The following is a 21,219-nucleotide window of genomic DNA, read 5'->3' as shown; positions in this document are numbered from 1 at the left end:
GGGCCGCCCTGAGCCCGCACGGAGACAAAGCGTGCGCCCCAACACTTCCCCCGTCGCCCTGCGACAGGCCCGCCAGCACCTGCTGGACTCTGGCCACTGCCCCAGCGGCCTGGTGGACGAGCGCCTGGCGCGCTCTTGGTCGCGCAGCATGGCGGCCGGCCTGCTGCCCACCGGGCGGCCGCAGGCCATCGACCACCCCAGCAGCGGCACGCTGCGCCAGGTGCTGGCCAGCAACCCCGAGCTGCTCGCGCATTCGCGGCCGGTGATGGAATACCTGTTCGAGCAAGTGCGCCACAGCCAGAGCGTGGTGGTGCTGGCCGACCGGCGCGGCATGCTCATGCACACGCTGGGCGATCCGTACTTTGTGGACAAGGCCGAGCGCGTGGCGCTGACCAGCGGTGCCTCCTGGCACGAGGCCCACCGGGGCACCAATGCCATCGGCACGGCGCTGGCCGAGGCCTGCGCGGTGGAGGTGCATGGCGGCGAGCATTTTCTGGAGCGCAACAACTTTCTCACCTGCGCGGCTTCGCCCATCCTGTCGGCCACGGGCGAGTTGCTGGGCATCCTCGACATCTCGGGCGACTACCGCCACGGCCACGCCCACACGCTGGGCCTGGTGAGCACGGCCGCCCGCATGATCGAAAACCGCCTGCTGGCGGCCGCCTGCAAACGCAACATCCGGTTGCACCTGCACAGCGCGCCCGAGGGCATTGGCAGCGTGGCCGAGGGCATCGTGGCCGTGTCGGCCGACGGCTGGATCGTGGGTGCCAACCGCGTGGCCCTGGCGCAGCTGGGCCTGCATGCGGGGGACGTGGGCGCCACCTTGCTGGAGCGGGTGCTGGACGTGCGGCTGGATGACCTGCTCTCGCACCACAAACGCCGCCCCCAGCAGCCGCAGGCTTTGCGCACACTGCAAGGCGCCTTGCTGTTTGCCCAGGTGCAGATGGACGCCGCCTGGGTCGCCACCCCCGCACGGCCCGCCGCTACGGCGGCCGCAGTGTCCCAGCAAGACGCCCTGGCCCAGCTGGACACCGGCGACGCCCGCTGGCGCGCCGCCGCCGACAAGGCCCGCCGCGTGGTGGGCAAACCGATTGCGGTGCTGGTGCAGGGCGAGTCGGGCGTGGGCAAGGAGGTGTTTGCGCGCGCGCTGCACGCCAGCGGCCCGCGCCGCAATGCGCCGTTTGTGGCCATCAACTGCGCAGCCATTCCCGAGCACCTGATCGAATCCGAACTCTTCGGCCATGTGGCCGGTGCTTTCACCGGCGCGCGCAAGGAGGGCCACCTGGGCCGCCTGCGCGAGGCCCATGGCGGCACGCTGTTTCTCGACGAAATCGGCGACATGCCGCTGGCCCTGCAGACCCGCCTGCTGCGTGTGCTGCAAGAGCGCAGCGTGACGCCCGTGGGCGCCAGCAAGGCCGTGCCGGTGGACTTTGCACTGGTCTGCGCCACGCACAACCAGCTCATGCAGGCAGCGGAACAGGGGCGCTTTCGGCAAGACCTGTACTACCGCATCAACGGCCTCACTGTGCAGCTGCCCGCACTGCGCGAGCGCAGCGACTTTGTAGCGCTGCTGCAGCGCCTGCTGGCCGACCTGGCCACCGAGCAGGGCCTGGGTTTTGAGGTGCAGGTGGCGCCCGACCTGCTGGCCCGTCTGGCCGCCTACCCCTGGCCCGGCAACCTGCGCCAGCTAGCCAACGTGCTGCGCACCGCCTGCGCCATGCTGGCCGAGGGCGAAGACACCCTGGGCTGGGAGCACATGCCCGACGACCTGGTGCAGGCGCTGACGGCGGTGCCCTCCAGCCCGCGCAGCGATGCCGCAGCGGGCGCTGGTGTGGACGGCCCGCCAGCCAGCCTGAGCCTGCAGCAGCTGTCCCAGGCTGCCATCGACCAGGCGCTGCAGGCCGCACGCGGCAACATGTCGCAGGCCGCGCGCCAGCTGGGCATCAGCCGCCAGACGCTGTACCGCAAACTGAAGATGCCGGTGGCCTGAGGGTCTGCCGGACTCACTGGATTGCTATCGATTTGAGAGCTGTTACCGCATATTGCACTAGCGCTTGCGGCACTTTTGGCTGAATTCCCAGTGCGCAGCGTGCCCTGGGCGCGCCCGGCGGCCTCAGGCCTGTCCGCCGAGAGGTAGCACCAGTCGCGCCCGCAGCCCCGCGCCCGGCGCGCTGTGCAGCTCCAGCCGCCCGCCGTGGCTGCGCGCCACGCGCTCCACAATGGCCAGGCCCAGCCCCGCGCCCGGGGCGCCGGAACGCGCCGCGCCATCGCCGCGCGCAAAGGGCTGGCGGATGCGGTCCAGCTCTGCCGGGGCGATGCCCGGGCCCTGGTCCTGCACTTCCAGCCACACCCCGTCAGCATCGGCCCCCGTGCGCAGCAGCACCGGCGGTGTGCCGTGGCGCCAGGCGTTTTCCACCAGGTTGTCCAGCGCGCGGCGCAGGGCCTGGGGGCGCACCGGCACGTCGGGCAGGGTGTCCAGCGCCAGCCGCACGGTGCGTCCATGGTCGGCCTGCGCCTCGGCCACGGCCTGGGCCAGGTCGTTGAGCGATGCCGTGGTGGGCACCTCTGCCTCACCGCTGCGCGCAAACTGCAGAAACTGGCCCACGATGCCGTCCATCTCGTCGATGCTGCGGGCCATGCTCGCGGCCAGGGGCGCATCCACCTGCGCACCGGCAATCTCCACGCCCAGGCGCAGCTTGGTCAGTGGAGTGCGCAGGTCGTGCGACACACCGGCCAGCATCAGCGCGCGCTCCTGCTCGGCTGCGGCCAGGCTGTGCGCCATGTGGTTGAAGCTGCGGCCCACGGTGGCGATTTCTTCGGGGCCGTCCTCGGGCAGCGGCGCAGGGGTCTGGCCCTGCGCCAGCTGCCGGGCCGCTGCCACCACCTGCGCTAGCGGGCGGTTGATGTGCCGCTGCAGCCACCAGGCCCCCAGCAGCGCCAGCAGCATGCTGGCCAGCGTGGCGGCCAGCCAGGCGCCGGTGAACTCGCGCGTGGGGAACACGCTGGGCAGGTTCAGCCAATAAGTCTCCGCTCCCTCCGGCCCCTGGTGCACCACACGCAGGGCCAGCACGCCCGTGCTGTCGCGGCGCCATACGGGTTGCGATGTGCTTGTTGCCGCATCGTCCGCCCCCAGGCGGCGCGACACCGCCTGCACAAACTGCCGCTCCATGGGCGACAGCAGCGCACGCCGCGCAGCGTTCTCCGCTGCCGCCGGCGGGGCCGACCGCACGGCCTGCTGGTTGAAGGCCTCAACAAATGCGGCCCGCTGTGCCGGGGGCAGTGCCTGCAGCCCTGCGCGCAGCGCGCCCACATTGCGCGCCACGCCATCGGCCACCTGTGCCACGCGGGGCTGAAAGATCATCTGCCGCACCAGTACGGCCGCCACCAGCTGGCCCAGCACGATGAGCACCGCCATCAGCAGCAGGTTGCGCCCGAGCAGGCTGCGCGGCCACCAGCCCCCGGCGGCCTGGGGTGTGGCAGAGGGTGTCATGCCTTGCCTCCGCCGCCCGGCGCTGCGCCATCCGGCATAAACACATAGCCCACGCCCCACACGGTGCGGATGTGGCGCGGCTGCGCGGGGTCGGCCTCGATGAGTTTGCGCAGGCGCATCACCTGCACATCGATGCTGCGGTCGGTGGCCGTGTGGTCGGGGCCATAGGCCAGTGCGATGAGCCGGTCACGGCCCAGGGGCCGGTGCGGTTGCTGTGCCAGCGCCTGCAGCAGCGCGAATTCGCCCGTGGTCAGGGGCACGTCTTGCGCACCTTGGCCGCCCTCGCCACCGTTGCGCTCCAGCCGGCGCTCGTCCAGCCACAGTGTGAATGCGCCAAACGCGATGTGCCCGCCCGTCTGGCGCGGCCCGGTGTGTGCACCCAGCAGGCGCTGGCGGCGCACCATGGCCTGGATGCGGGCCAGCAGCTCGCGCGGGTTGAAGGGTTTGGGCAGGTAGTCGTCGGCGCCCATCTCCAGGCCCACGATGCGGTCCACGGGGTCGCCCCTGGCCGTGAGCATCAGGATGGGAATGGTCTCGCCCTGCGCGCGCAGGCGGCGGCAGATCGACAGGCCATCCTCGCCCGGCATCATCACATCGAGTACCAGCACATCAAAGCGCTCGCGCTGCAGGAGCACATCGAGCGGGCCCGCGCCATCGACCGTGCGTACGCTGTAGCCCTGGTCGCTCAGGTAGCGCTGCAGCAGCGCACGCAGGTCGGGTTCGTCGTCGGCGACCAGGATCTTGGCCAAGGCTTCCGTCATGGGGCGGTGTGTGGGTGTGGCAGCGGGTGGGTGCAGCCAAGGCTGCGTGCCAATGGTAGGGCCGAAAACACCGGGTGCCAGCGCGGGCAGGTGCTCCGGTGCATGACAACGCATGACACGTACCGGTGGTTTGTCATGCTTTGTCATACATCGTGCAGCGGGCGCCACAACTGGCTCATACCTGGTGGCCATAGTTCAGGCCAGCGCAGCACCCCGCTGCTTCGTACCCCCTGTTCTGTTGCAAGGAGCCGACCGCCATGTTCCCTTCCGTCCCGACACCGACTGCCCCCGTTGCCACTTACCGCGCCATGCTGCTGGCCGCCTTGGCCGTGGCGGCACTGTTGCTTCTGGCAGCGAACGATGCCAACGCACGCAGCCGCCACACGGTGGAGCACAACGCCGACAGCAGCACCACCGCCCGCACCGGCGTGGTCCGCGCAGCGCCGGGCGGTGGGGGCGTGCTGCGCGGCCGCAGCGTGTCCACCGACGGCCAGGGCCACGGCAGTGTGCGCAGCGGCGCCACCGTGGTGGGCCCGAACGGCGCCACGGCGGTGCGCCAGGGCCAGAGCGCAAGGAATGCCGATGGCGCGGCCAGCCACAGCAGCACCTTGGCCGCACAGGGCGACCGGGGCACGCTGCAGAGCACGGGCGCCGCTACGCGCAGCGCCGACGGCAGCGTGACCCAGGGCCGCACCACCACGGCCACCAGCGCAGCCACTGGCAACAGCGTGCAGACCAGCAGCTCGTACACCGAGGACACCGGCCGCACCCGCAGCGCCAGCTGCTTTGACGCCAGCGGCGCCCCCATGGCCTGCCCTGCGCGGCCCTGATCCATTACCTTCCATTCATTGAGCCAGGAGATCCCGCATGTCCCGTCCATCCACCCCGCTCTCCGCGTTCGCCTCCCTGCGCACAGGCCTGGGCGCAGCGCTGTGTGCGCTCGCCGCTGTGCTGACCCCACCCGCCCACGCCCAGCTGCGGGGGCTGGGGCCTTTCGCGCAGGTGCGCGACACCGCTGCGGCCTTGCCAGCCGGTGTGCAGCGCGTGGCCGATGTGCCCTATGGCGCAGACCCGCTGCAGCGCATGGATGTCTACCTGCCCGCCGCTGGCGGTGGCGCCAGCAGCGCTGCGGTGGCCAGCGGTTCGCGCGCTCCGGTGATCTTCATGGTGCATGGCGGCGCCTGGCGCACGGGCGACAAGGCCATGTCCCGCGTGGTGCAGGAGAAGGTGGCGCGCTGGGTGCCCAAGGGCTTTGTGTTCATCTCGGTGAACTACCGCCTGTACCCCGCCGTGAACGTGCTGCAGGAGGCGCAGGACGTGGCCATGGCACTGGCCGCCGCCCAAAGCCGCGCCGCCAGCTGGGGCGCCGATGCGTCGCGGTTCATCCTGATGGGGCATTCAGCGGGCGCGCACCTGGTGTCGCTCATCAATGCGTCGCCCACCCTGGCCCAGCGCGAGGGGGCCTGGCCCTGGCTGGGCACGGTGTCGCTGGACAGCGCGGCGCTCAATGTGCCGGTGGTGATGACCGCGCCGCACTACCCGTTCTATGACGAGGTGATGGGTGCCAACCCGTTGTTCTGGGCCGCAGTGTCGCCGTACCACGCGCTGTCGGGGCCGGTGCCGCCGTTCCAGTTGGTCTGTTCCACCGAGCGCCCCGACCACCCCTGCCTGCAGGCCCAGGGCATGGCCCGCCGCGTGCGCGACCTGGGCGGCCGTGCCGAGGTGCTGCCGCAGGAGCTGACCCACGGCGAGATCAACGCGCAGCTGGGCCTGGAGAGCGCCTACACGCGGGCCGTGGAGACCTTCATGGCCTCGCTGGATTCGGTGGTGGCGCAGCTGCTCAAGTAGTTGCGTTCAGTCCGCTTGCACGGCCCGCCGCAGCGCGGCACGCGCCAGCAGGCGGGTGGAGTCCAGCGTGGGCAGCGGGGAGTTGGCGTCGCTCAGGATCAGCGGGATCTCGGTGCAGCCCAGCACCACGGCATCGCAGCCGTCCTCGCGCTGCATGCGGGCGATGATCTGCTGGAACATGGCCACGCCCTCGGGGCGAATGACGCCGGGCACCAGCTCGTCCATGATGATGCGGTTGATCTCGCTGCGCTCGGCCTCGGTGGGGCGCACCCATTGCAGGCCCCGGGCCTGCAGCGCATCGGGGTACACGCTGCTGTCCACCAGCCAGCGCGTGCCGGTGAGCGCCAGGCGCCGGTGGCCGCGCGCTGCCGCCTCGGCCGCCACCACCTCGGCAATGTGCAGCCAGGGCAGCGGCGAGTGGGGCAGCACCCGGTCCATCGCCTGGTGAATGGTGTTGTCGGGGCAGATCAGAAAATCTGCGCCTGCACGCGCCAGCTTGTGGGCGGAGGCCAGCATCAGGTCGGCCACGCCTTGCAGGTCATGCCGGTCCAGGCAGTCCACATAGTCGGCCAGCGACGGCGTGTGCAGCGTCACCTCGGGGTGCGCATGCGGGCGGCCCAGCAATGCGGCGCCTTCGGCGCACAGGGTGCGGTAACACAGGGCGGCACCTTCGGCGGAGCAGCCCACGATGCCGATGTGTTGGGGCATGACGGTGGTCCAGAGCGGTTGCAAAGGCCCATTATTGCCACCGCGCTGCCTTGGCCTGGCCCCAGCGCTGTGTCCGTCAGTCTCCACGCACCCTTTGCGCAAACCCGCGCGTGCTGAACTGCTCCAGCACAAAGTCCACAAACACCCGGGTGCGGGCGGGCAGCAGCTTCTTGCTGGGGTAGTACAGCGAGGTCGGCCCTGCATCGGCCCACCAGCCGGGCAGCACCCGCACCAGGTCGCCCCGCGCCAGCCAGGGCTGCGCAAACGGCATGGGCAGCACGGCCAGGCCCAGGCCCATCAGCGCGGCCTGGCACATGGCCTCGGGGTCGTCGAACACGACGCGCGGGCGCAGCTCCACGGGGGCGGCATCGCCCGCCTTGTTGCGCAGCGTGGTGAGGTTGATGCGCCCGGTGCGGATGTTGCGCCGTGCAATGCCATCCCACTGCGCCAGGTCCGCCGGGTGGCGTGGTGCCCGCTTGCGGCCCTGCAGCAGTGCAGGCGCTGCCACAACTACCAGGTGGATGGGACCCAGCGTGCGCGCCACCATGTCGGGGTTCAGGTTCAGGCCGCCGCCAATGCCGGCGTCAAAGCCCTCGCCGATCAAGTCCACCTGCCGGTTCTCAAAGCGCCAGTCGGGCTGGATGGCCGGGTAGCGCTGCAGGAACTCGGTGAGCAGCGGCACCAGGTACGCGCGGCCAAAGGCCTGGCCCATGCTGACCTTGAGCGTGCCCGCAGGCTGCTGCTCGGCCTCGGCCGCGTGGTCCACCGCATCGGCCAGTGCGGTGAGTGGCGGGCCCACTTGCGCCAGGAGGCGCTGCCCGCCCTCGGTCAGCGTGAGGCTGCGCGTGCTGCGCTGGAACAGCCGCACGCTCAGGCTGGCCTCCAGCCTCGCCACGTTCTTGCTCACGGCGGCGGGCGTCAGGCCCATGAGCCGTGCGGCGGCCGAAAAGCTGCCCGCCTGGGCGGACTGTACGAAGGATTCAAGGTGGCTGAGGGGCTGCATGCGGTGTATTTTCAACCAAGGGTTGAAGGATATACAGCCCATTCATGGCTACCGGAGCATGAGTGTTTTTCTGACACTGCAGGTCTTCCCGGTTCGGTTGCGAACCATTTTCTGCATGCATCTCGTTGGAGAAACAACACCATGTCTTCCGTGTCTGAAACATCCCCGGTCTCCGCCCCTTCATCGCCTGGCCGCCCGCTGGCGGGCAAGGTCGCGCTCGTCACCGGCGGCGCGCGCGGCATTGGCGCGGCCATCGTGCGGCGCCTGGCGCGCGACGGGGCGGCCGTGGCCTTCACCTACAGCAGCTCCGCAGCGCCCGCGCAGGCTCTGGTGGCGGATATTGCTGCGAGCGGTGGCAAGGCCCTTGCCCTGCAGGCCGACAGCGCCGATGCCGTTGCCCTCACGCAGGCGGTGGACCGCGCCGCGCGCGACCTGGGCCGCCTGGACATCCTCGTCAACAACGCGGGCGTCGCCATCGCGGGTGAAATCGGCAGCTTTGCGCTGGCCGACTTTGACCACACGCTTAACGTCAATGTGCGCGCCGTGTTCGTAGCCACCCAGGCCGCCGTGCGCCACATGGGCCAGGGCGGTGCCTATGGCCGCGTGATCACCATCGGCAGCACCAACTCCGACCGCGTGCCATGGCCCGGCTTCAGCGTGTACGGCATGAGCAAGGCCGCCATCGTGGGCCTGACCAAGGGCCTGGCGCGCGACCTGGGTCCGCGTGGCATCACGGTGAACAACGTGCAGCCCGGCCCCGTGAACACCGACATGAACCCCGCTGACGGCCCCATGGCGGGCGACATGCACGGCCTGATGGCCCTGAGCCGCCATGCCCACCCCGATGAGATCGCGGGCATGGTGGCGTATCTGGCCGGCCCGGAGTCGGGCATGGTGACGGGGGCGAGCTTGCTGATCGACGGCGGCTTTGCGGCTTGAGAAGGTGTGAACGAACCCATCATGCCCGCTCATCCCGCCAAAACACGCCCGCTCGTCGTTGCAAATGCTCGCCATAGCCCGCGCTATGGCTGTGCTTTGCGCCTAGACCGGCCGTGTTTTAGCGGCCTGCTCGGACACGCCGGATCCGTTCACACCTTCTGAGCTGTCAGCACGGCGCTCAAGGCGTGGGCTTTCGCGCCCGGGGCTTTTTCTGTACAGCCGGGCCGTGGGTCGCCAGCTCTTTGGGCGCGAGCAGGTAGGCGGGGTTGTTGGCGACCATCTCCACCGCCAGGTCGATGAAGGCCCGCACGCGCGCTGGCAGCGCCGTGCGGCTGCCGTAGTACACGTAGAGCGCCAGGTGCTGCGCCACATGCTGGGGCAGCAGCGGCACCAGCTGGCCGCTGCGCACCAGCGGCGCGGCCGTCACGCCCACCAGCTGACCCACCGCGTGGCCGCCCAGCACCGCTCGGGCCTCCACCTCGATGTCGTTGGTGCAGAAGGTGGGGTGGATGGTGCGCGCCACGATGTCGTCGCCCACCTGGAACTCCCAGGGCATGGGCTTGCCGGTGGACGCATGGCGAAAGCCGCTGCAGCGGTGCTGCGCCAGGTCGTCGATGCTGGCCGGCGCACCGTGGCGTGCGATGTAGGCGGGCGCGGCGCACACGATGAGCTGCAGCGTGAGCAGCCGCCGCGCCACCACGCCACCCTCGGGCGGGTAGCCCGAGCGGAAGCCCACGTCCACGCGGTCTTCCACCCAGTTGCCGATGCGGTCGTCCAGCTGCACATCGGGCTCCACCAGCGGGTGGCGGCGGCAGAACTCGTGCAGCACCGGCCAGATCACCTCCAGCAGGATGGAGCGCGGCGCCACGATGCGCAGCGGCCCTGCCATTGCCTCGCGCCCGCGCCGCGCGCCCTGCACCGCGTGCTGCAGCGTGGCCAGGCCCGGCTGTGCCGAGGCCAGGAACTGGCGCCCTTCTTCGGTCAGGCTCAGGCTGCGCGTGGTGCGGTGGAATAGTCGCACGCCCAGGTGCGATTCGAGCTGCACCAGCAGCTGGCTGGACGCCTGTGGCGTGATGCCCTGCGCGGCCGCCGCCTGGCGCAGGCTGCCCAGCTCGGCGGCCTTGACGAAGTTGGCGATGGCGCGCAGTTCATTGATGGCCATGGTGGGCAGGCATTTTGCGTGGTGGGTGTGCAGTGAATTGGCAAGCATTGCTTGCGAATGAATCCAGAGATTATGGGCTATTCGCATGGCAATGGCTTGCCTAAAGTTCACCGCCATGGGCGCCGCCCATTGCTCAACACCACCTCAAGGACCAACCATGAACGCCGCACACACCACCCCCACCACAGCCATTCCCACCACCCGTTCTTCCTACCCCCGCGTCTGGCTGATCACCGGCGCCTCGCGTGGCATCGGCGCGCGCATTGCCGAGGCCGCGCTGGCCCAGGGTGATGCCGTCATCGCCACATCACGCGATGCCGCCTCGGTCGAAAAGCGCTTGGGCGCACACGATGCCCTGCTGCCCCTGGCGCTGGACGTGACCGACGAGGCCCAGGCCCGCCATGCCGTAGGCGCGGCGCTCGACCGCTTCGGCCGCATCGACGTGCTGGTCAACAACGCAGGCTACGGCCTGCTGGGCGCGGTGGAAGAGGCTACCGCCGACGAGGTGCGGCGCCTGTACGACACCAACGTGTTCGGCCTGCTGCATGTGACCCGCGCCGTGCTGCCCGCTATGCGCGCGCGCCGCGCCGGGCATGTGGTCAACATCTCGTCGCTGGGCGGCGTGCAGTCGGCCGCCGGGTTTGGCCTGTACTGCTCCACCAAGTTCGCGGTCGAGGGCATCACCGAGGCGCTGCATGCCGAGCTGGCGCCGCTGGGAATCCACGCCACCGTGGTGGAGCCGGGGTACTTCCGCACCGAGTTTCTGGACAGCGCCTCGCTGGCCGTGTCGCCCCGGGTGCTGGACGACTACGCCGAGAGCGCCGGTGCCGTGCGCGAGGCCGCCCGCCGCATCAACCTGAACCAGCCCGGCGACCCGGTGCGCCTGGCCCAGGCCGTGATGCAGCTGGTGGCCAGCCCCACGCCGCCGCTGCGCCTGCCGTTGGGCACGGACACGCTCCAAACCATTGCCGACAAACATGCCTTTGTGGCTAAAGAGACAGCGCAGTGGCGTGCGGTGGCTGCGTCCACAGACTTCCCGGTGCAGGAAGCCGCGCTTCAGGCGGCGTGAGTCCCTGCTCCTCTTGGGGTAGCTGGCAGCACCCTGCCATCAGGCCGCAGGGGCTGTTGGGTCTCCCATTTTTGGGCCTGGTGCTGGGGGCTGACCACGCTCACACAGGCCGTGCAAACTCCATCACCCAGTTCACCTCCCAGGTCGCGCCGCCATCGTCCGAAAACGCCTGCTGCCAGCGCGGGGCGCCGGTGTGCATCTGCGACCATTCGAAGCGCACGCGCACCGGGCGGCCTTCGAACAGCTCCTCGCCTTCAAACAGGCCCACACCGCCCTGGAAGCCGCCCACCACGGGCGGCAGCAGCAGGCCGTTGGCCGGGTCCAGGCCGCCCGTGAGGTTGTCCAGCCAGTAGATGCTCCAGCGCTGCGTGACGGGGTTGAACACACGCAGTGCCATGCCCACGTAGCCGGGCTTCCATGCCAGCGGCGTAAAGTCGTCGAAGTTGCCGATGCCACCGGGCAATGGACGTGCGGTGCCCGTGGCGTCAAACACCTCCCAGTCGTGGCAGCCCGCGAGCCTGCGCACCAGCCGCGTGTTGCGAATGCGCCAGGGGCCCATGAGGAAATCGAAGTCGCGCGCAGCGCTGGGCGCCACGGTGGGCGACGGGATGGGAGTGAGGCGGGCTGAGGTGGACATGGTGGGGCTCCGTGGTGGTTGATGCGTCAGGGGGAGAGGTGTGCGGTGCGTCACGCATGCAGCGCCGAACGCGCGGTGGGCTGCAGGCGGAGCACCTCGGGCTCTGCCGCCAGCCAGGGCGCAAGACCGGGCACCACGTCACGCGCCCAGGCCCCGCTGTCGGTAAACGATGTCAGCGCAGCCTCGTCGCCAAACAGGGCCAGGCCCACCAGCACGGGTTCGCCTTCGCGCACCGGCAGGCGGGCAAAAGTGTTGGGGCTGGGCTCGGTGCAGAACCAGGCGATCTGGCGCGCGCCACCGCGCTGCAGGGTGGGCGTCATGCGGTGGCGGCAGAAGTCCAGCAGTGGTGGTGTGGCGGGTTCCCGCAACGGCAACACGGTGACCTGCAGGACGCCAGCGGTGGCACCCTGCGCGCCGGGCTGCGGCCTTGCATGGTGTGGCAGGGCCGCCGCGGCGCCGGGCCAGGCGGGGCAGAGCAGGTGCACGTTGTCCGAATCGATCATGGTCGCATTGGCGGCGTTGCGGTGTGCCGCCCACACGGGGCCGCCATAGAAGCCCTCCAGCGCGCGGTGGCGCGCCTGCATGTCGGCAAAGCTGCGCAGCCAGACGAACCGGTCGGGCCGGTCCAGGTCGCGGAACTGGCCCAGCACGCGCATGCCGAGCGCCTCCTGGGTTTCCACAAACTCCCGGTCGAACAGGTCGATGAGCACCTCGCGCTGTTGGGGGTGCAAGGTGTACTGGCGCAGTTCGACGATGGCGTGGGGATCGGTGGTGAGCATTGGGGGCTCCTGAAAAGGTAGGGAGGGCAACAAGGCCAAGACAGGCCTGCAGTGTGCGCACCGATACCTGCCAACCCATGGCAGGTATTTGCGCTATCTTTGGTGTCCTGTCTTTTTGCACCACCCCTGCCAAAACCCATGCGCGCCAGCCGTTTGTTGTCCCTTCAGATGCTGCTGGAGACGCGTGGCCGCATGAGCGCGCAGGCGCTGGCCGAGGCGCTGGAGGTGTCGGTGCGCACGCTGTACCGCGATGTGGACCAGCTCAGCGCTGCGGGCGTGCCCATCTATGCCGAGCGGGGGCGCCATGGTGGCTTTGCGCTGCTGCCGGGCTGGAAGACCACGCTCACAGGCCTCACGCCGTCGGAGGCGCAGGCCGTTTTCTTGAGCGGCCTGCCCGGCCCTGCGCAGGACCTGGGCCTGGGCGGCGATGTGGCGGGGGCGCGCCTGAAGCTGCTGGCCGCACTGCCCGCCGCCTGGCGCGACGACGCGCAGCGCGTGAGCACGCGCCTGCACCTGGACCCCGTGGATTGGTACCGCGAGAGCGACCCCACGCCGCATTTGCCCACGGTGGCAGCCGCCGTATGGAGCGGCCACCAGATCACCCTGCGCTATGAGGGCTGGGCGCGCACGGCAGAGCACACGGTGAGCCCGCTGGGCCTGGTGCTGAAAGCGGGTGTGTGGTACCTGGTGGCCTTGCCCACGGGAGCCGACACGCGCGGGCCCCGCACCTACCGCGTGTCGAACATCCTCGCGGCCACAGCGCTGGACCAACCAGCCAGGCGCCCCGCACGCTTTGACCTGCCGGGCTACTGGGCCGCGTCGATCCGGCGTTTTGAGTCAGGCCTGTACACGGGCGAGGCCGCACTGCTGGCCACGCCCGAAGGGTTGCGCGGTCTGCGCGCGCTCAGCAGCGCCGTGGCCCGAGCGGTGGCCGCCACCCCTCCGTCCCGCCGCAAGGACGGCCGCACGGCCGTGACGATCCCCATCGAGTCGGTGGAGCATGCCTGCGGGCAGCTGATGCGGCTGTCGCCGCAGGTGGAAGTGCTGCGGCCCGTGGCATTGCGCCGCGCGCTGGTGGCGCGGGTGCAGGCCACGGCGCGGCTGTATGGGCTGGCGGCCGGATGAGGCACGGGAAGTATCTGCTGCAAATTAGATAGCGGCAAAGGCATTGTTTGTGGGCGCTACCGGCCCATAGGACCATCGAAGCCTGTTCCAGGGCAGTTCTTGAGTGGACCCGGCGTGCGCGGTGCGCTCACAGCCCCCGTTCCACCATGTCCAGCAGGCGCTGGCCCAGCAGGTCCAGCATCTGTTGGGGCGTGCCGCGCAGCGGCCCGTCGATGGCCAGCAGCGCCATGCCATGCACGGTGGACCAGGCCAGGTATTCGGCGCCGGGGCGGCGCCCGGGCGGCAGGGCGCCCGCGGCCACCAGGTCGTCCAGTGCGGCGCTCAGGTGCTGGAAGGGGTTGAGCCCCGTGGCACCGCCCATGGCGGGGTCGGGGGTTTGTTGCACCGTGAAGCGGCCACCGAAGGCGGTGCGAAAGAGCCCTGTCTCGGTGTGCGCAAACCGCAGGTAGCCGGCGCCCACGGCGCGCACCTTGGCGTGGGCCTGCTCGGTGGGCGTGCCGGTGGTGGGCACCAGGGCCAGCTCGGCTTCCATCGACCGCGCGGCGTTCGCCACAGCTGCGGCGCGCACCGCGCCCAGCAGGTCGTCGCGGTTGGCGAAATGGCGGTAGGCCGCATTGGGCGCCACACCCGCGCGGCGCGTGGCCTCGCGCAGCACCACCGCATCCGGCCCGCCCTGGCGCGCCAGTTCGATGCCCGCGTCCAGCAGCGCACGGTGCAGATCCCCGTGGCGGTAGGTGGCGCGTGCGGCGGGTGCGCTGGAGGGGGCAGCTCTGTTGCGGGTGCTTACGGTCATGGATCGTTGGGATGTGGACACTGTCCATTATCTTTGTTATTGTTTGTGGACGGTGTTCACAATTGCGCGCCGAAACCCTTTCTGCCCCGTCCATGTTCCCCAGGAGACCCCCATGAAAGTCGAGCCCTACCTGATGTTCGAAGGCCGCTGCGATGAAGCGCTGGAGTTTTACCGCCACGCTTTGGGCGCCCAAGTCACCATGCTCATGCGCTACAAGGACAACCCCGAGCCCGCCGCCGGCGAGGGCTGCGCCGATGGCAGCGGCCCGGGCCCCACGCCCGAGATGGTCATGCACGCCTCGTTCACCGTGGGCGACACGCAGATCATGGCGTCGGACGGCATGGGCTCGGGCCACGCCAGCTTCCAGGGCATCTCGCTGGCGCTGAGCCCCGCCAATGCGGCCGATGCCAAACGTTATTTCGATGCGCTGGCCGATGGTGGCAAGGTGCAGATGCCGCTCACCAAGACCTTTTTCTCGCAGGCGTTTGGCATGGTGGCCGACCGCTTTGGCGTGCCCTGGATGGTGGTAGCCCCTGAATGAGTGCAATCGCCATCACCACCGCCGACTTCCCCACAGGAACCCGCATGCTCGCTCTCTATGGTCATCCTTTTTCGTCCTATACCCAGAAGGTGCTGATCGCGCTGTACGAGAACGGGACACCGTTCGAACTGCTCAATCTTGACCCCGCAGAGCCCGTCAGCCATTCGGCCGACTGGTTGCGCCACTGGCCGCTGGCGAAGTTTCCGGTGCTGGTGGACGGTGACCACACGGTGGTCGAAAGCAGCATCGTGATCGAGCACCTGCAGCTCGCGCACCCGGGGCCTGTGCCGCTGATTCCCGCCGACCCCCGGGCGGCACTGGACGTGCGATTCATGGACCGCTTTTTTGACCTGCACGTGATGGCCCCGGTGCAGCACGCGGTGAATGCCGCGCTGACCGGTAACGCCGAGCGCAAGGCAGAAGGCGTGGCCTGGGCTGCGGAGAAGCTGGAGAAAGCCTACGCCTGGCTGGAGGGCATGTGGGCAGGGCGCACCTGGGCGGCGGGCGAGCCATTCTCGCTGGCCGACTGCGCAGCGGCGCCCTCGCTGTTCTATGCCGACTGGACGCACCCCATCGCGGCCACCTACCCGCAGTTGCGCGCGTACCGTGCCCGGCTGCTGGCACGCCCCTCGTTTGCACGCGCGGTGGAAGGCGGGCGCCCCTACCGCCACTACTTTCCGCTCGGGGCGCCCGACCGCGACTGAGCAGCGCCCGCACCACGACACCAGGAGCATCCCATGATGAACCCCGAACCCCACGCCATGCATCGCTGGCTGCAGCAGCTGCTGGGCGACTGGACCTGCGAATCCATGGCCGACATGGGTCCGGACCAGCCCCCCGCGCAAAGCCGGGGCACCGAGCAAGTGCGCGCGCTGGGCAGCCTGTGGGTGCTCTGCGAAGGGGTGGGCTCCATGCCCGGTGGGGGCGGCGAGGCCCGCATGCTGATGACGCTGGGCTACGACCTGGACCAGCAGGCGTTCGTCGGCACCTGGGTGGGCTCGATGATGACCCACCTGTGGGTGTACCGTGGCACGCTCGATGCGGACCAGAAGGTGCTGACGCTGGAGACCGAAGGCCCTAGCTTCAAGAACGATGGCGCCACCGTGCGCTACCGCGACGTGATCACCATGGTCACCACCAACGAGCGCACGCTCACCTCATTCGGCCAGCAGCCGGACGGCAGCTGGAAGCAGTTCATGCAAGCCAAGTACACGAAAACCCCCTGAGCCGCTGCGCGGCTTCCCCCTGGAGGGGGACGCACCCGTTGGACTGGCGGAGCCAGCTCCACAGGCGCACTGGCATGGCACTCCGCCCGCCGCAAGCGCAACGCGCGTGACACACTGCGCTGTCCATCTCTTCTGATTTCCGCTGTCCCATGACCCTCCGCATCGAAGGCCGCGCACGCTGGCCCGCACTCATCCTGCTGTGCCTGGGCGAGCTGATGATCGTGCTCGACACCACCATCGTGAATGTCGCGCTGCCCAGCATCAAGGCCGACCTGGGCTTTACCGAAACCTCGCTGGTGTGGGTGGTCAACGCCTACATGCTTACCTTTGGCGGCTGCCTGCTGCTGGGTGGGCGGCTGGGCGATCTGTACGGCCACCGGCGGCTGTTCCTGGCGGGCATCACGCTGTTCACCATCGCATCGCTGGCCTGCGGGCTGGCCAATACGCAGGGGCTGCTGGTGGCGGCGCGCGCGGTGCAGGGCGTGGGCGGCGCGGTGGTGTCGGCCGTGGCGTTGTCGCTCATCATGAATCTGTTCACCGAGCCCGGCGAGCGTGCGCGCGCCATGGGTGTCTACGGCTTTGTGTGTGCCGGGGGTGGCAGCATTGGGGTGCTGTTGGGCGGGGTGCTCACCAGCGCATTGAGCTGGCACTGGATCTTTCTGGTCAACATTCCCGTGGGCGTGGCCATCTACCTGGCCTGCCTGGCGCTGCTGCCGGGCGGCAAGGGGCAGGCCCACGGGCAGCGGCTGGACGTGGCGGGCGCCCTCACCATCACCGCGTCGCTGATGCTGGCGGTGTACGCCATCGTCAACGGCAACGCGGCGGGCTGGACCTCGCTGCAGTCGCTGGGGCTGCTGGGGGCTGCGGCGGCACTGCTGGCGGCGTTTTTGTTCATCGAGTCGCATGTGGCTGCGCCGCTGGTGCCCCTGCCGCTGCTGCGGCTGCGCAACCTGGCCATCTCCAGCGTGGTGGGCGTGCTGTGGGCGGCGTCGATGTTTGCGTGGTTCTTTCTGTCGGCGCTGTACATGCAGCTGGTGCTGGGCTACGACGCCATGCAGGTGGGCCTGGCGTTCCTGCCGTCCAACCTCATCATGGCGGGCTGCTCGCTGGGGCTGTCGGCCTGGGTGGTGATGCGTTTTGGCATCCGCCGCACGATGGGCTGGGGGCTGCTGCTGGCGGCGGTGGGCCTGGCCCTGTTTGCGCTGGCGCCCACCGAGGGGCGGTTTGTGGTCCACGTGCTTCCCGGCATGCTGCTGCTGGGCGTGGGCGCCGGCATTGCGCTCAACCCGCTGCTGCTGGCCGCCATGGGCGATGTGAAGCCCGAAGACTCGGGGCTGGCCTCGGGGGTGGTGAACACGGCCTTCATGATGGGCGGCGCGCTGGGCCTCGCCATTCTGGCCAGCCTGGCCGATGCGCGCACCGACCACCTGCGCGAGGCCGGGGCCAGTGTGCAGCAGGCGCTCAATGCAGGCTACCAGCTGGCATTCTGGGTGTCGGCCTTGTGCTCGCTGGTGGCCGCCGTGCTGGGTGGTTTCGTGTTGCGCCCGGCACCGCAGCCGTCCGCCGCTGCGCCTTCCCACGCGGGTGCCGTGTGAGGAGATAGGGCGCTATTTAATTGATAGCTGATCGGGCATATTCCACTAGCGCATGCAGTCATTTTGGCTTGAAATGGTGGCGAAGTTGTGTGCGCCCGCGGTGCGGCACTGTCCTGTATGCCGCACCGCACTGTTCCACCCAGCGCACTTCTGAAAGCGGCCGCTGGCCTTATCTTTGGCAGGCGTGCTGCCCGATAGCCGGTGGCGCAAACCCAAGGAGTCCTTGATGTCGTCCTCCCCCACCGTGTCTTCGTCTGCCGCCAGCCTGCCCGTCGTGCAGGCCCAGGCGCTGGGTCCGCTGTGGCCCACGATGGACCCGTTCCTGTTCTGCGCCCACCATGACGACGCCTACCCCGCAGGCAACGGCGCGTTTGCGCCGGCCGTGTCGCTGGAGGGCCGCCAGATCGGCAGCGACTTCAGCCGCAAGGACGGCTGGAGCATGTACCACGGCGACACCGTGCCCGGCTTTCCGGGCCACCCGCACCGGGGCTTTGAAACCGTGACCCTCGTGCGCAAGGGCCTCATCGACCATTCCGACTCGCTGGGCGCCGCCGCGCGCTTTGGCGGGGGCGATGTGCAGTGGGTCACGGCGGGCAAGGGCATCGTGCATTCGGAGATGTTCCCGCTGCTCAACGCCACCGAGCCCAACCCACTGGAGCTGTTCCAGATCTGGCTGAACCTGCCCGCGAAGAACAAGATGGTGGAGCCGCACTTCACCATGCTGTGGAACGAGCGCATTCCGCGCCTGGTCCACCACCACGACGCGGGCCGTGCCACCACGGTGACGGTGGTGGCGGGCGCCCTGCCCGGCGCGCCCGCGCCGCTGGCGCCGCCACCCGAGTCCTGGGCTTCGCAGCCCGAGGGCGATGTGGCGATCTGGACGCTGCGCATGGACCCCGGCGCGCAGTGGACGCTGCCCGCCGCGCGCGGCCAGGGCACGCGCCGCATGCTGTACTTCTTTGTGGGCGACAGCCTGCGCGTGGGCCCGCAGGACGTAGGCCAGCACGCTGCGCTGGAGCTGGTGGCCGGGCAGGACTGGCAGCTGACCAACACCGGCGCCACGCCGCTGGAATGCCTGCTGCTGCAAGGCCAGCCCATCGCCGAGCCCGTGGCGCAGTACGGCCCGTTTGTGATGAACACACAGGCCGAGATCATGCAGGCCATGAACGACTACCGCCGTACCCAGTTCGGCGGCTGGCCCTGGCCCGACCAGGACCCGGTGCACGGCACCGAGGCGCGGCGTTTTGCGCGCTACCCCGGCCAGACCGAGGAAGAGCGCCCGGCCGAGGCCCCGGCGGGCGCATAGGTTTGTTCACCAGGCCCTGCCAAGCCTCCACGAGGCCCTGCGGCAGCCGTGCGGCGCCTCGTGGACAATCCGGGGTTTCGTTCTGACCCGCGCGGCGGCTGGTGGCATACCCCTGCCAGCCCCGCGCCGATTCTTCACCGCCTGAAAGCGCAAGCACCACCATGGCCACCACCATCACCAAAGACTCCGCCGTCACCATCACCTACAAGGTCACCACCCCCCAGGGCAAGCCGCTGGATGCGGGGCACCTGTCGTACCTGCACGGTGGCTACGAAAACATCTTCCCCAAGGTCGAGGCCGCACTCGATGGCCAGGCCGTGGGCTTCAGCACCACGCTGCAGCTGGCGGTGGAAGACGCCTTCGGCGCGCGCGATGAAAGCCTGGTGCGCACCATTCCCAAAAGCGAGTTCCCGCCCGGCGTGAAGGTCGGCGGCCAGCTGCAAGGCGTGGGCAACGACGGCCAGCCCGCCGTGTTCAACGTGGTCAAGATCAAGGGCCCCGAAGTGCACCTGGACGGCAACCACCCGCTGGCAGGCCAGGCGTTGACCTTCAGCTGCAAGGTCACCGAAGTGCGCGCTGCCAGCCCCGAAGAAGTTGCGCACCGCCATGTGCATGGTGCGCACGGCCACCACCATTGATGGTTGCTCGCCAGCCTGGGGCTGGTGACGCCCTCAGACCTTGGTGAACGAGCCATCTGCGCCGGCGTCCGGTAGCGGATATCCAGGCACAAAAAAGCCCGCATTGCGGGCTTTTTTGTTGGGTGAAGCGTTGTGAATTACTTGGCTGCTTCAGGCTTGGCAGCGTCGGCTTTTTTCTCTGCCGTTGCCTTGGTCTTCTTGGCCTTCGCCTTCTTCTCTGCCTTCTTTTCTGCAGGGGCCGACGCGGTGGCGGTTGGCGTTACTGCGGGCTTGGCTTCGGCTTTGACCGCTGGTGTGGCGGGCGTGGCCGGAGTCGCTGGGGTGGCAGGCATGGCCGATGTGGCAGGGGTCGCAGGCGCCGCGGCCTTCGCGGGGGTTGCTGGCGTTGCGGGGGCCGCAGGGGCTTGGGCAAACGATGCGGTCACAAAGAAACCGGCGAGCAGGGCAGCGAGGAGCTTGTTCATGAGAAATCCTTTCAGATCGGATAACCGCCCGACACAGCGTCGGACTTAGCTATGCAACGGCGCTCGGAGGCGTTGCGATGACAGGTTACGAAGTCATTGGCAACAAGGCGTTACCGCGCCCCAGACCGCGCCCGTTCAGCACCGGCTCCTTGGTCAAGCGCTCGCGTGCCCATTCCACAAAGGCGCGCACTTTCGCCGGGGCCCGCCGGCCTGCGGGGTACACGATGTGCACGGGCACAGGTGGCAGTTCGTGGTCGGCCAGCACGATGCGCAAGCGCCCTGCGCGCAGGCTGGCTGCGGCCTGGTAGGCAAGGCAGCGGGTCAGGCCGATGCCCGCCTCTGCGGCGGCAATGTCCACCTCGTTGCTGTTGCTGATCCAGGTGAATTGCGGCTGGCCGGTGGCGCCATCGCGAAACTTCCAGGGCGATGGCGTGCGTGCGTCAAAGGCGAAGCCGATGGCCCGGTGGCTGCTCAGGTCGGCTGGGTGGCGTGGCTTGCCGTGTTGCGCCAGGTAGGCGGGAGACGCCACCACCAGGCGGCGCAGCGCGCCCACCTGCACCGCAGTGAGGCCGGAGTCAGGCAGGTGCGCGATGCGGATGGCCACGTCCATGCCTTCTTCGAGCAAGTGCACCAGGCGGTTGACGAACAGCGTGCGCACCTGCACGCGCGGCTGGGCCTGCAAAAAGCCCTGCACGATGGGGGCCACATGCTGGATGCCGAACATCTGCGGTGCCGTGATGGACAGCAGCCCCTGGGCCTCGGCCTGTGCACCGCTGGCGGCCTGCTCGGCCTCGTGCAGGTCGTTCAGGAGGGGACGGCAGTCGTGCAAGAAGCGCTCGCCCGCCTCGGTCAAGCGCACCATGCGCGTGCTGCGCTGGAACAGCAGCACACCCAGCCGCGCCTCCAGCGCCGCAATGGCGCGCGTGACAGCCGTGGCGGAGCAGCCCAGCCGCCGCCCCGCCACGGCAAAGCCGCCAGCGTCCGCTACGGCCACAAAACAGCGCAGGGTGTCGAGATAGTCCATGCAGCCCATTATTGCGGATGCCGCAATTATGAAAAGCGGTGATTGGTTATTCACATCGCAGATTGCAATAGATATCGTCGAGCCATCTTTTCACTCACCCACCGACGAGGC

General features: G+C 69.3%; 22 protein-coding genes. 12 read left to right on the top strand and 10 right to left on the bottom strand.

Features of this window, described 5'->3' with window-relative positions; all coding sequences use genetic code 11:
- Nucleotides 1-31: 31 nt before the first annotated feature.
- Nucleotides 32-1,990: a sigma-54-dependent Fis family transcriptional regulator gene (locus C8C96_RS02525; protein ID WP_121941319.1), complete on the top strand. Its 1,959-nt coding sequence runs from the start codon at nucleotides 32-34 to the stop codon at nucleotides 1,988-1,990.
- Between the two features lie 123 nt (nucleotides 1,991-2,113).
- Here the strand turns inward: C8C96_RS02525 and C8C96_RS02520 are convergent, their stop codons facing one another.
- Both C8C96_RS02520 and ompR read right to left on the bottom strand, forming a co-directional pair.
- Nucleotides 2,114-3,490, bottom strand: a complete 1,377-nt coding sequence (locus C8C96_RS02520; protein WP_121941318.1) for an ATP-binding protein — start codon at nucleotides 3,488-3,490, stop codon at nucleotides 2,114-2,116.
- A complete protein-coding gene (gene ompR / locus C8C96_RS02515) occupies nucleotides 3,487-4,251 on the bottom strand; it encodes a two-component system response regulator OmpR (RefSeq protein WP_121943839.1) in 765 nt (254 codons plus the stop codon). The genes C8C96_RS02520 and ompR overlap by 4 nt, the downstream gene beginning before the upstream one ends.
- A 257-nt stretch (nucleotides 4,252-4,508) precedes the next feature.
- Between ompR and C8C96_RS02510 the strand changes: the two genes are divergently transcribed.
- Both C8C96_RS02510 and C8C96_RS02505 read left to right on the top strand, forming a co-directional pair.
- The gene (locus C8C96_RS02510; RefSeq protein ID WP_121941317.1) at nucleotides 4,509-5,081 is read left to right on the top strand and encodes a hypothetical protein; all 573 of its coding nucleotides are present in this window, start codon (nucleotides 4,509-4,511) and stop codon (nucleotides 5,079-5,081) included.
- A 37-nt stretch (nucleotides 5,082-5,118) separates the two neighbouring features.
- The gene (locus tag C8C96_RS02505) at nucleotides 5,119-6,099 is read left to right on the top strand and encodes an alpha/beta hydrolase (protein ID WP_121941316.1); all 981 of its coding nucleotides are present in this window, start codon (nucleotides 5,119-5,121) and stop codon (nucleotides 6,097-6,099) included.
- Between the two features lie 6 nt (nucleotides 6,100-6,105).
- On the opposite strand, the gene C8C96_RS02500 is transcribed toward C8C96_RS02505, so the two are convergent.
- Together C8C96_RS02500 and C8C96_RS02495 are read right to left on the bottom strand one after the other, a co-directional pair.
- Entirely contained in the window at nucleotides 6,106-6,807 is a 702-nt protein-coding gene (locus C8C96_RS02500) for an aspartate/glutamate racemase family protein (RefSeq protein WP_121941315.1), read from the bottom strand.
- Between the two features lie 76 nt (nucleotides 6,808-6,883).
- The gene (locus C8C96_RS02495; protein WP_121941314.1) at nucleotides 6,884-7,810 is read right to left on the bottom strand and encodes a LysR family transcriptional regulator; all 927 of its coding nucleotides are present in this window, start codon (nucleotides 7,808-7,810) and stop codon (nucleotides 6,884-6,886) included.
- Nucleotides 7,811-7,951: 141 nt separating this feature from the next.
- Between C8C96_RS02495 and C8C96_RS02490 the strand changes: the two genes are divergently transcribed.
- Nucleotides 7,952-8,749, top strand: coding sequence for an SDR family oxidoreductase (locus C8C96_RS02490; protein WP_121941313.1), 798 nt, complete (start codon nucleotides 7,952-7,954; stop codon nucleotides 8,747-8,749).
- Nucleotides 8,750-8,927: 178 nt separating this feature from the next.
- Here C8C96_RS02490 and C8C96_RS02485 read toward each other — a convergent pair whose 3' ends face one another.
- Nucleotides 8,928-9,911 (bottom strand): LysR family transcriptional regulator, encoded by a 984-nt coding sequence (locus tag C8C96_RS02485; RefSeq protein WP_121943838.1) that lies wholly within the window; start codon nucleotides 9,909-9,911, stop codon nucleotides 8,928-8,930.
- A gap of 157 nt (nucleotides 9,912-10,068) precedes the next feature.
- On the opposite strand from C8C96_RS02485, the gene C8C96_RS02480 reads away from it, so the two are divergent.
- Nucleotides 10,069-10,980, top strand: coding sequence for an oxidoreductase (locus C8C96_RS02480; RefSeq protein ID WP_056742927.1), 912 nt, complete (start codon nucleotides 10,069-10,071; stop codon nucleotides 10,978-10,980).
- 100 nt (nucleotides 10,981-11,080) lie between these two features.
- Here the strand turns inward: C8C96_RS02480 and C8C96_RS02475 are convergent, their stop codons facing one another.
- Nucleotides 11,081-11,617, bottom strand: coding sequence for a hypothetical protein (locus C8C96_RS02475; protein WP_121941312.1), 537 nt, complete (start codon nucleotides 11,615-11,617; stop codon nucleotides 11,081-11,083).
- Between the two features lie 50 nt (nucleotides 11,618-11,667).
- Complete coding sequence (locus C8C96_RS02470) at nucleotides 11,668-12,396, bottom strand: NIPSNAP family protein (protein WP_121941311.1); 729 nt, start codon at nucleotides 12,394-12,396, stop codon at nucleotides 11,668-11,670.
- A 138-nt stretch (nucleotides 12,397-12,534) separates the two neighbouring features.
- Between C8C96_RS02470 and C8C96_RS02465 the strand changes: the two genes are divergently transcribed.
- A complete protein-coding gene (locus C8C96_RS02465) occupies nucleotides 12,535-13,521 on the top strand; it encodes a YafY family protein (protein ID WP_121941310.1) in 987 nt (328 codons plus the stop codon).
- Between the two features lie 127 nt (nucleotides 13,522-13,648).
- Here C8C96_RS02465 and C8C96_RS02460 read toward each other — a convergent pair whose 3' ends face one another.
- A complete protein-coding gene (locus C8C96_RS02460; RefSeq protein WP_121941309.1) occupies nucleotides 13,649-14,314 on the bottom strand; it encodes a TetR/AcrR family transcriptional regulator in 666 nt (221 codons plus the stop codon).
- Between the two features lie 112 nt (nucleotides 14,315-14,426).
- Here C8C96_RS02460 and C8C96_RS02455 point away from each other — a divergent pair, with 112 nt between their 5' ends.
- The 6 genes from C8C96_RS02455 (at nucleotide 14,427) to C8C96_RS02430 (ending at nucleotide 19,620) form a co-directional block, all read left to right on the top strand.
- Nucleotides 14,427-14,855 (top strand): VOC family protein, encoded by a 429-nt coding sequence (locus C8C96_RS02455; protein WP_099731825.1) that lies wholly within the window; start codon nucleotides 14,427-14,429, stop codon nucleotides 14,853-14,855.
- Nucleotides 14,852-15,559 carry a glutathione S-transferase family protein gene (locus C8C96_RS02450; protein ID WP_233584134.1) on the top strand — a complete coding sequence of 236 codons (708 nt, stop codon included), beginning with the start codon at nucleotides 14,852-14,854 and terminating at the stop codon, nucleotides 15,557-15,559. Before C8C96_RS02455 ends, C8C96_RS02450 begins: the two co-directional genes overlap by 4 nt.
- A 36-nt stretch (nucleotides 15,560-15,595) precedes the next feature.
- Complete coding sequence (locus tag C8C96_RS02445) at nucleotides 15,596-16,081, top strand: DUF1579 domain-containing protein (RefSeq protein WP_370107346.1); 486 nt, start codon at nucleotides 15,596-15,598, stop codon at nucleotides 16,079-16,081.
- Between the two features lie 149 nt (nucleotides 16,082-16,230).
- Nucleotides 16,231-17,676: an MFS transporter gene (locus tag C8C96_RS02440; protein WP_121941307.1), complete on the top strand. Its 1,446-nt coding sequence runs from the start codon at nucleotides 16,231-16,233 to the stop codon at nucleotides 17,674-17,676.
- A gap of 226 nt (nucleotides 17,677-17,902) precedes the next feature.
- Nucleotides 17,903-18,982 (top strand): pirin family protein, encoded by a 1,080-nt coding sequence (locus tag C8C96_RS02435; RefSeq protein WP_121943836.1) that lies wholly within the window; start codon nucleotides 17,903-17,905, stop codon nucleotides 18,980-18,982.
- 161 nt (nucleotides 18,983-19,143) lie between these two features.
- Nucleotides 19,144-19,620, top strand: coding sequence for a peptidylprolyl isomerase (locus C8C96_RS02430; RefSeq protein WP_056067938.1), 477 nt, complete (start codon nucleotides 19,144-19,146; stop codon nucleotides 19,618-19,620).
- A gap of 137 nt (nucleotides 19,621-19,757) precedes the next feature.
- Here the strand turns inward: C8C96_RS02430 and C8C96_RS02425 are convergent, their stop codons facing one another.
- Together C8C96_RS02425 and C8C96_RS02420 are read right to left on the bottom strand one after the other, a co-directional pair.
- Nucleotides 19,758-20,084: a hypothetical protein gene (locus tag C8C96_RS02425; protein ID WP_116748262.1), complete on the bottom strand. Its 327-nt coding sequence runs from the start codon at nucleotides 20,082-20,084 to the stop codon at nucleotides 19,758-19,760.
- 85 nt (nucleotides 20,085-20,169) lie between these two features.
- A complete protein-coding gene (locus C8C96_RS02420) occupies nucleotides 20,170-21,108 on the bottom strand; it encodes a LysR family transcriptional regulator (protein WP_121943835.1) in 939 nt (312 codons plus the stop codon).
- Nucleotides 21,109-21,219 lie beyond the last annotated feature (111 nt).

This window comes from Acidovorax sp. 100, assembly GCF_003688355.1.
GTDB classification, from domain to species: Bacteria; Pseudomonadota; Gammaproteobacteria; order Burkholderiales; family Burkholderiaceae_C; genus Acidovorax; species Acidovorax delafieldii.
The sequence above is the reverse complement of the archived record's forward strand: the minus strand, read 5'-3'. Positions and strand labels throughout refer to the sequence as shown.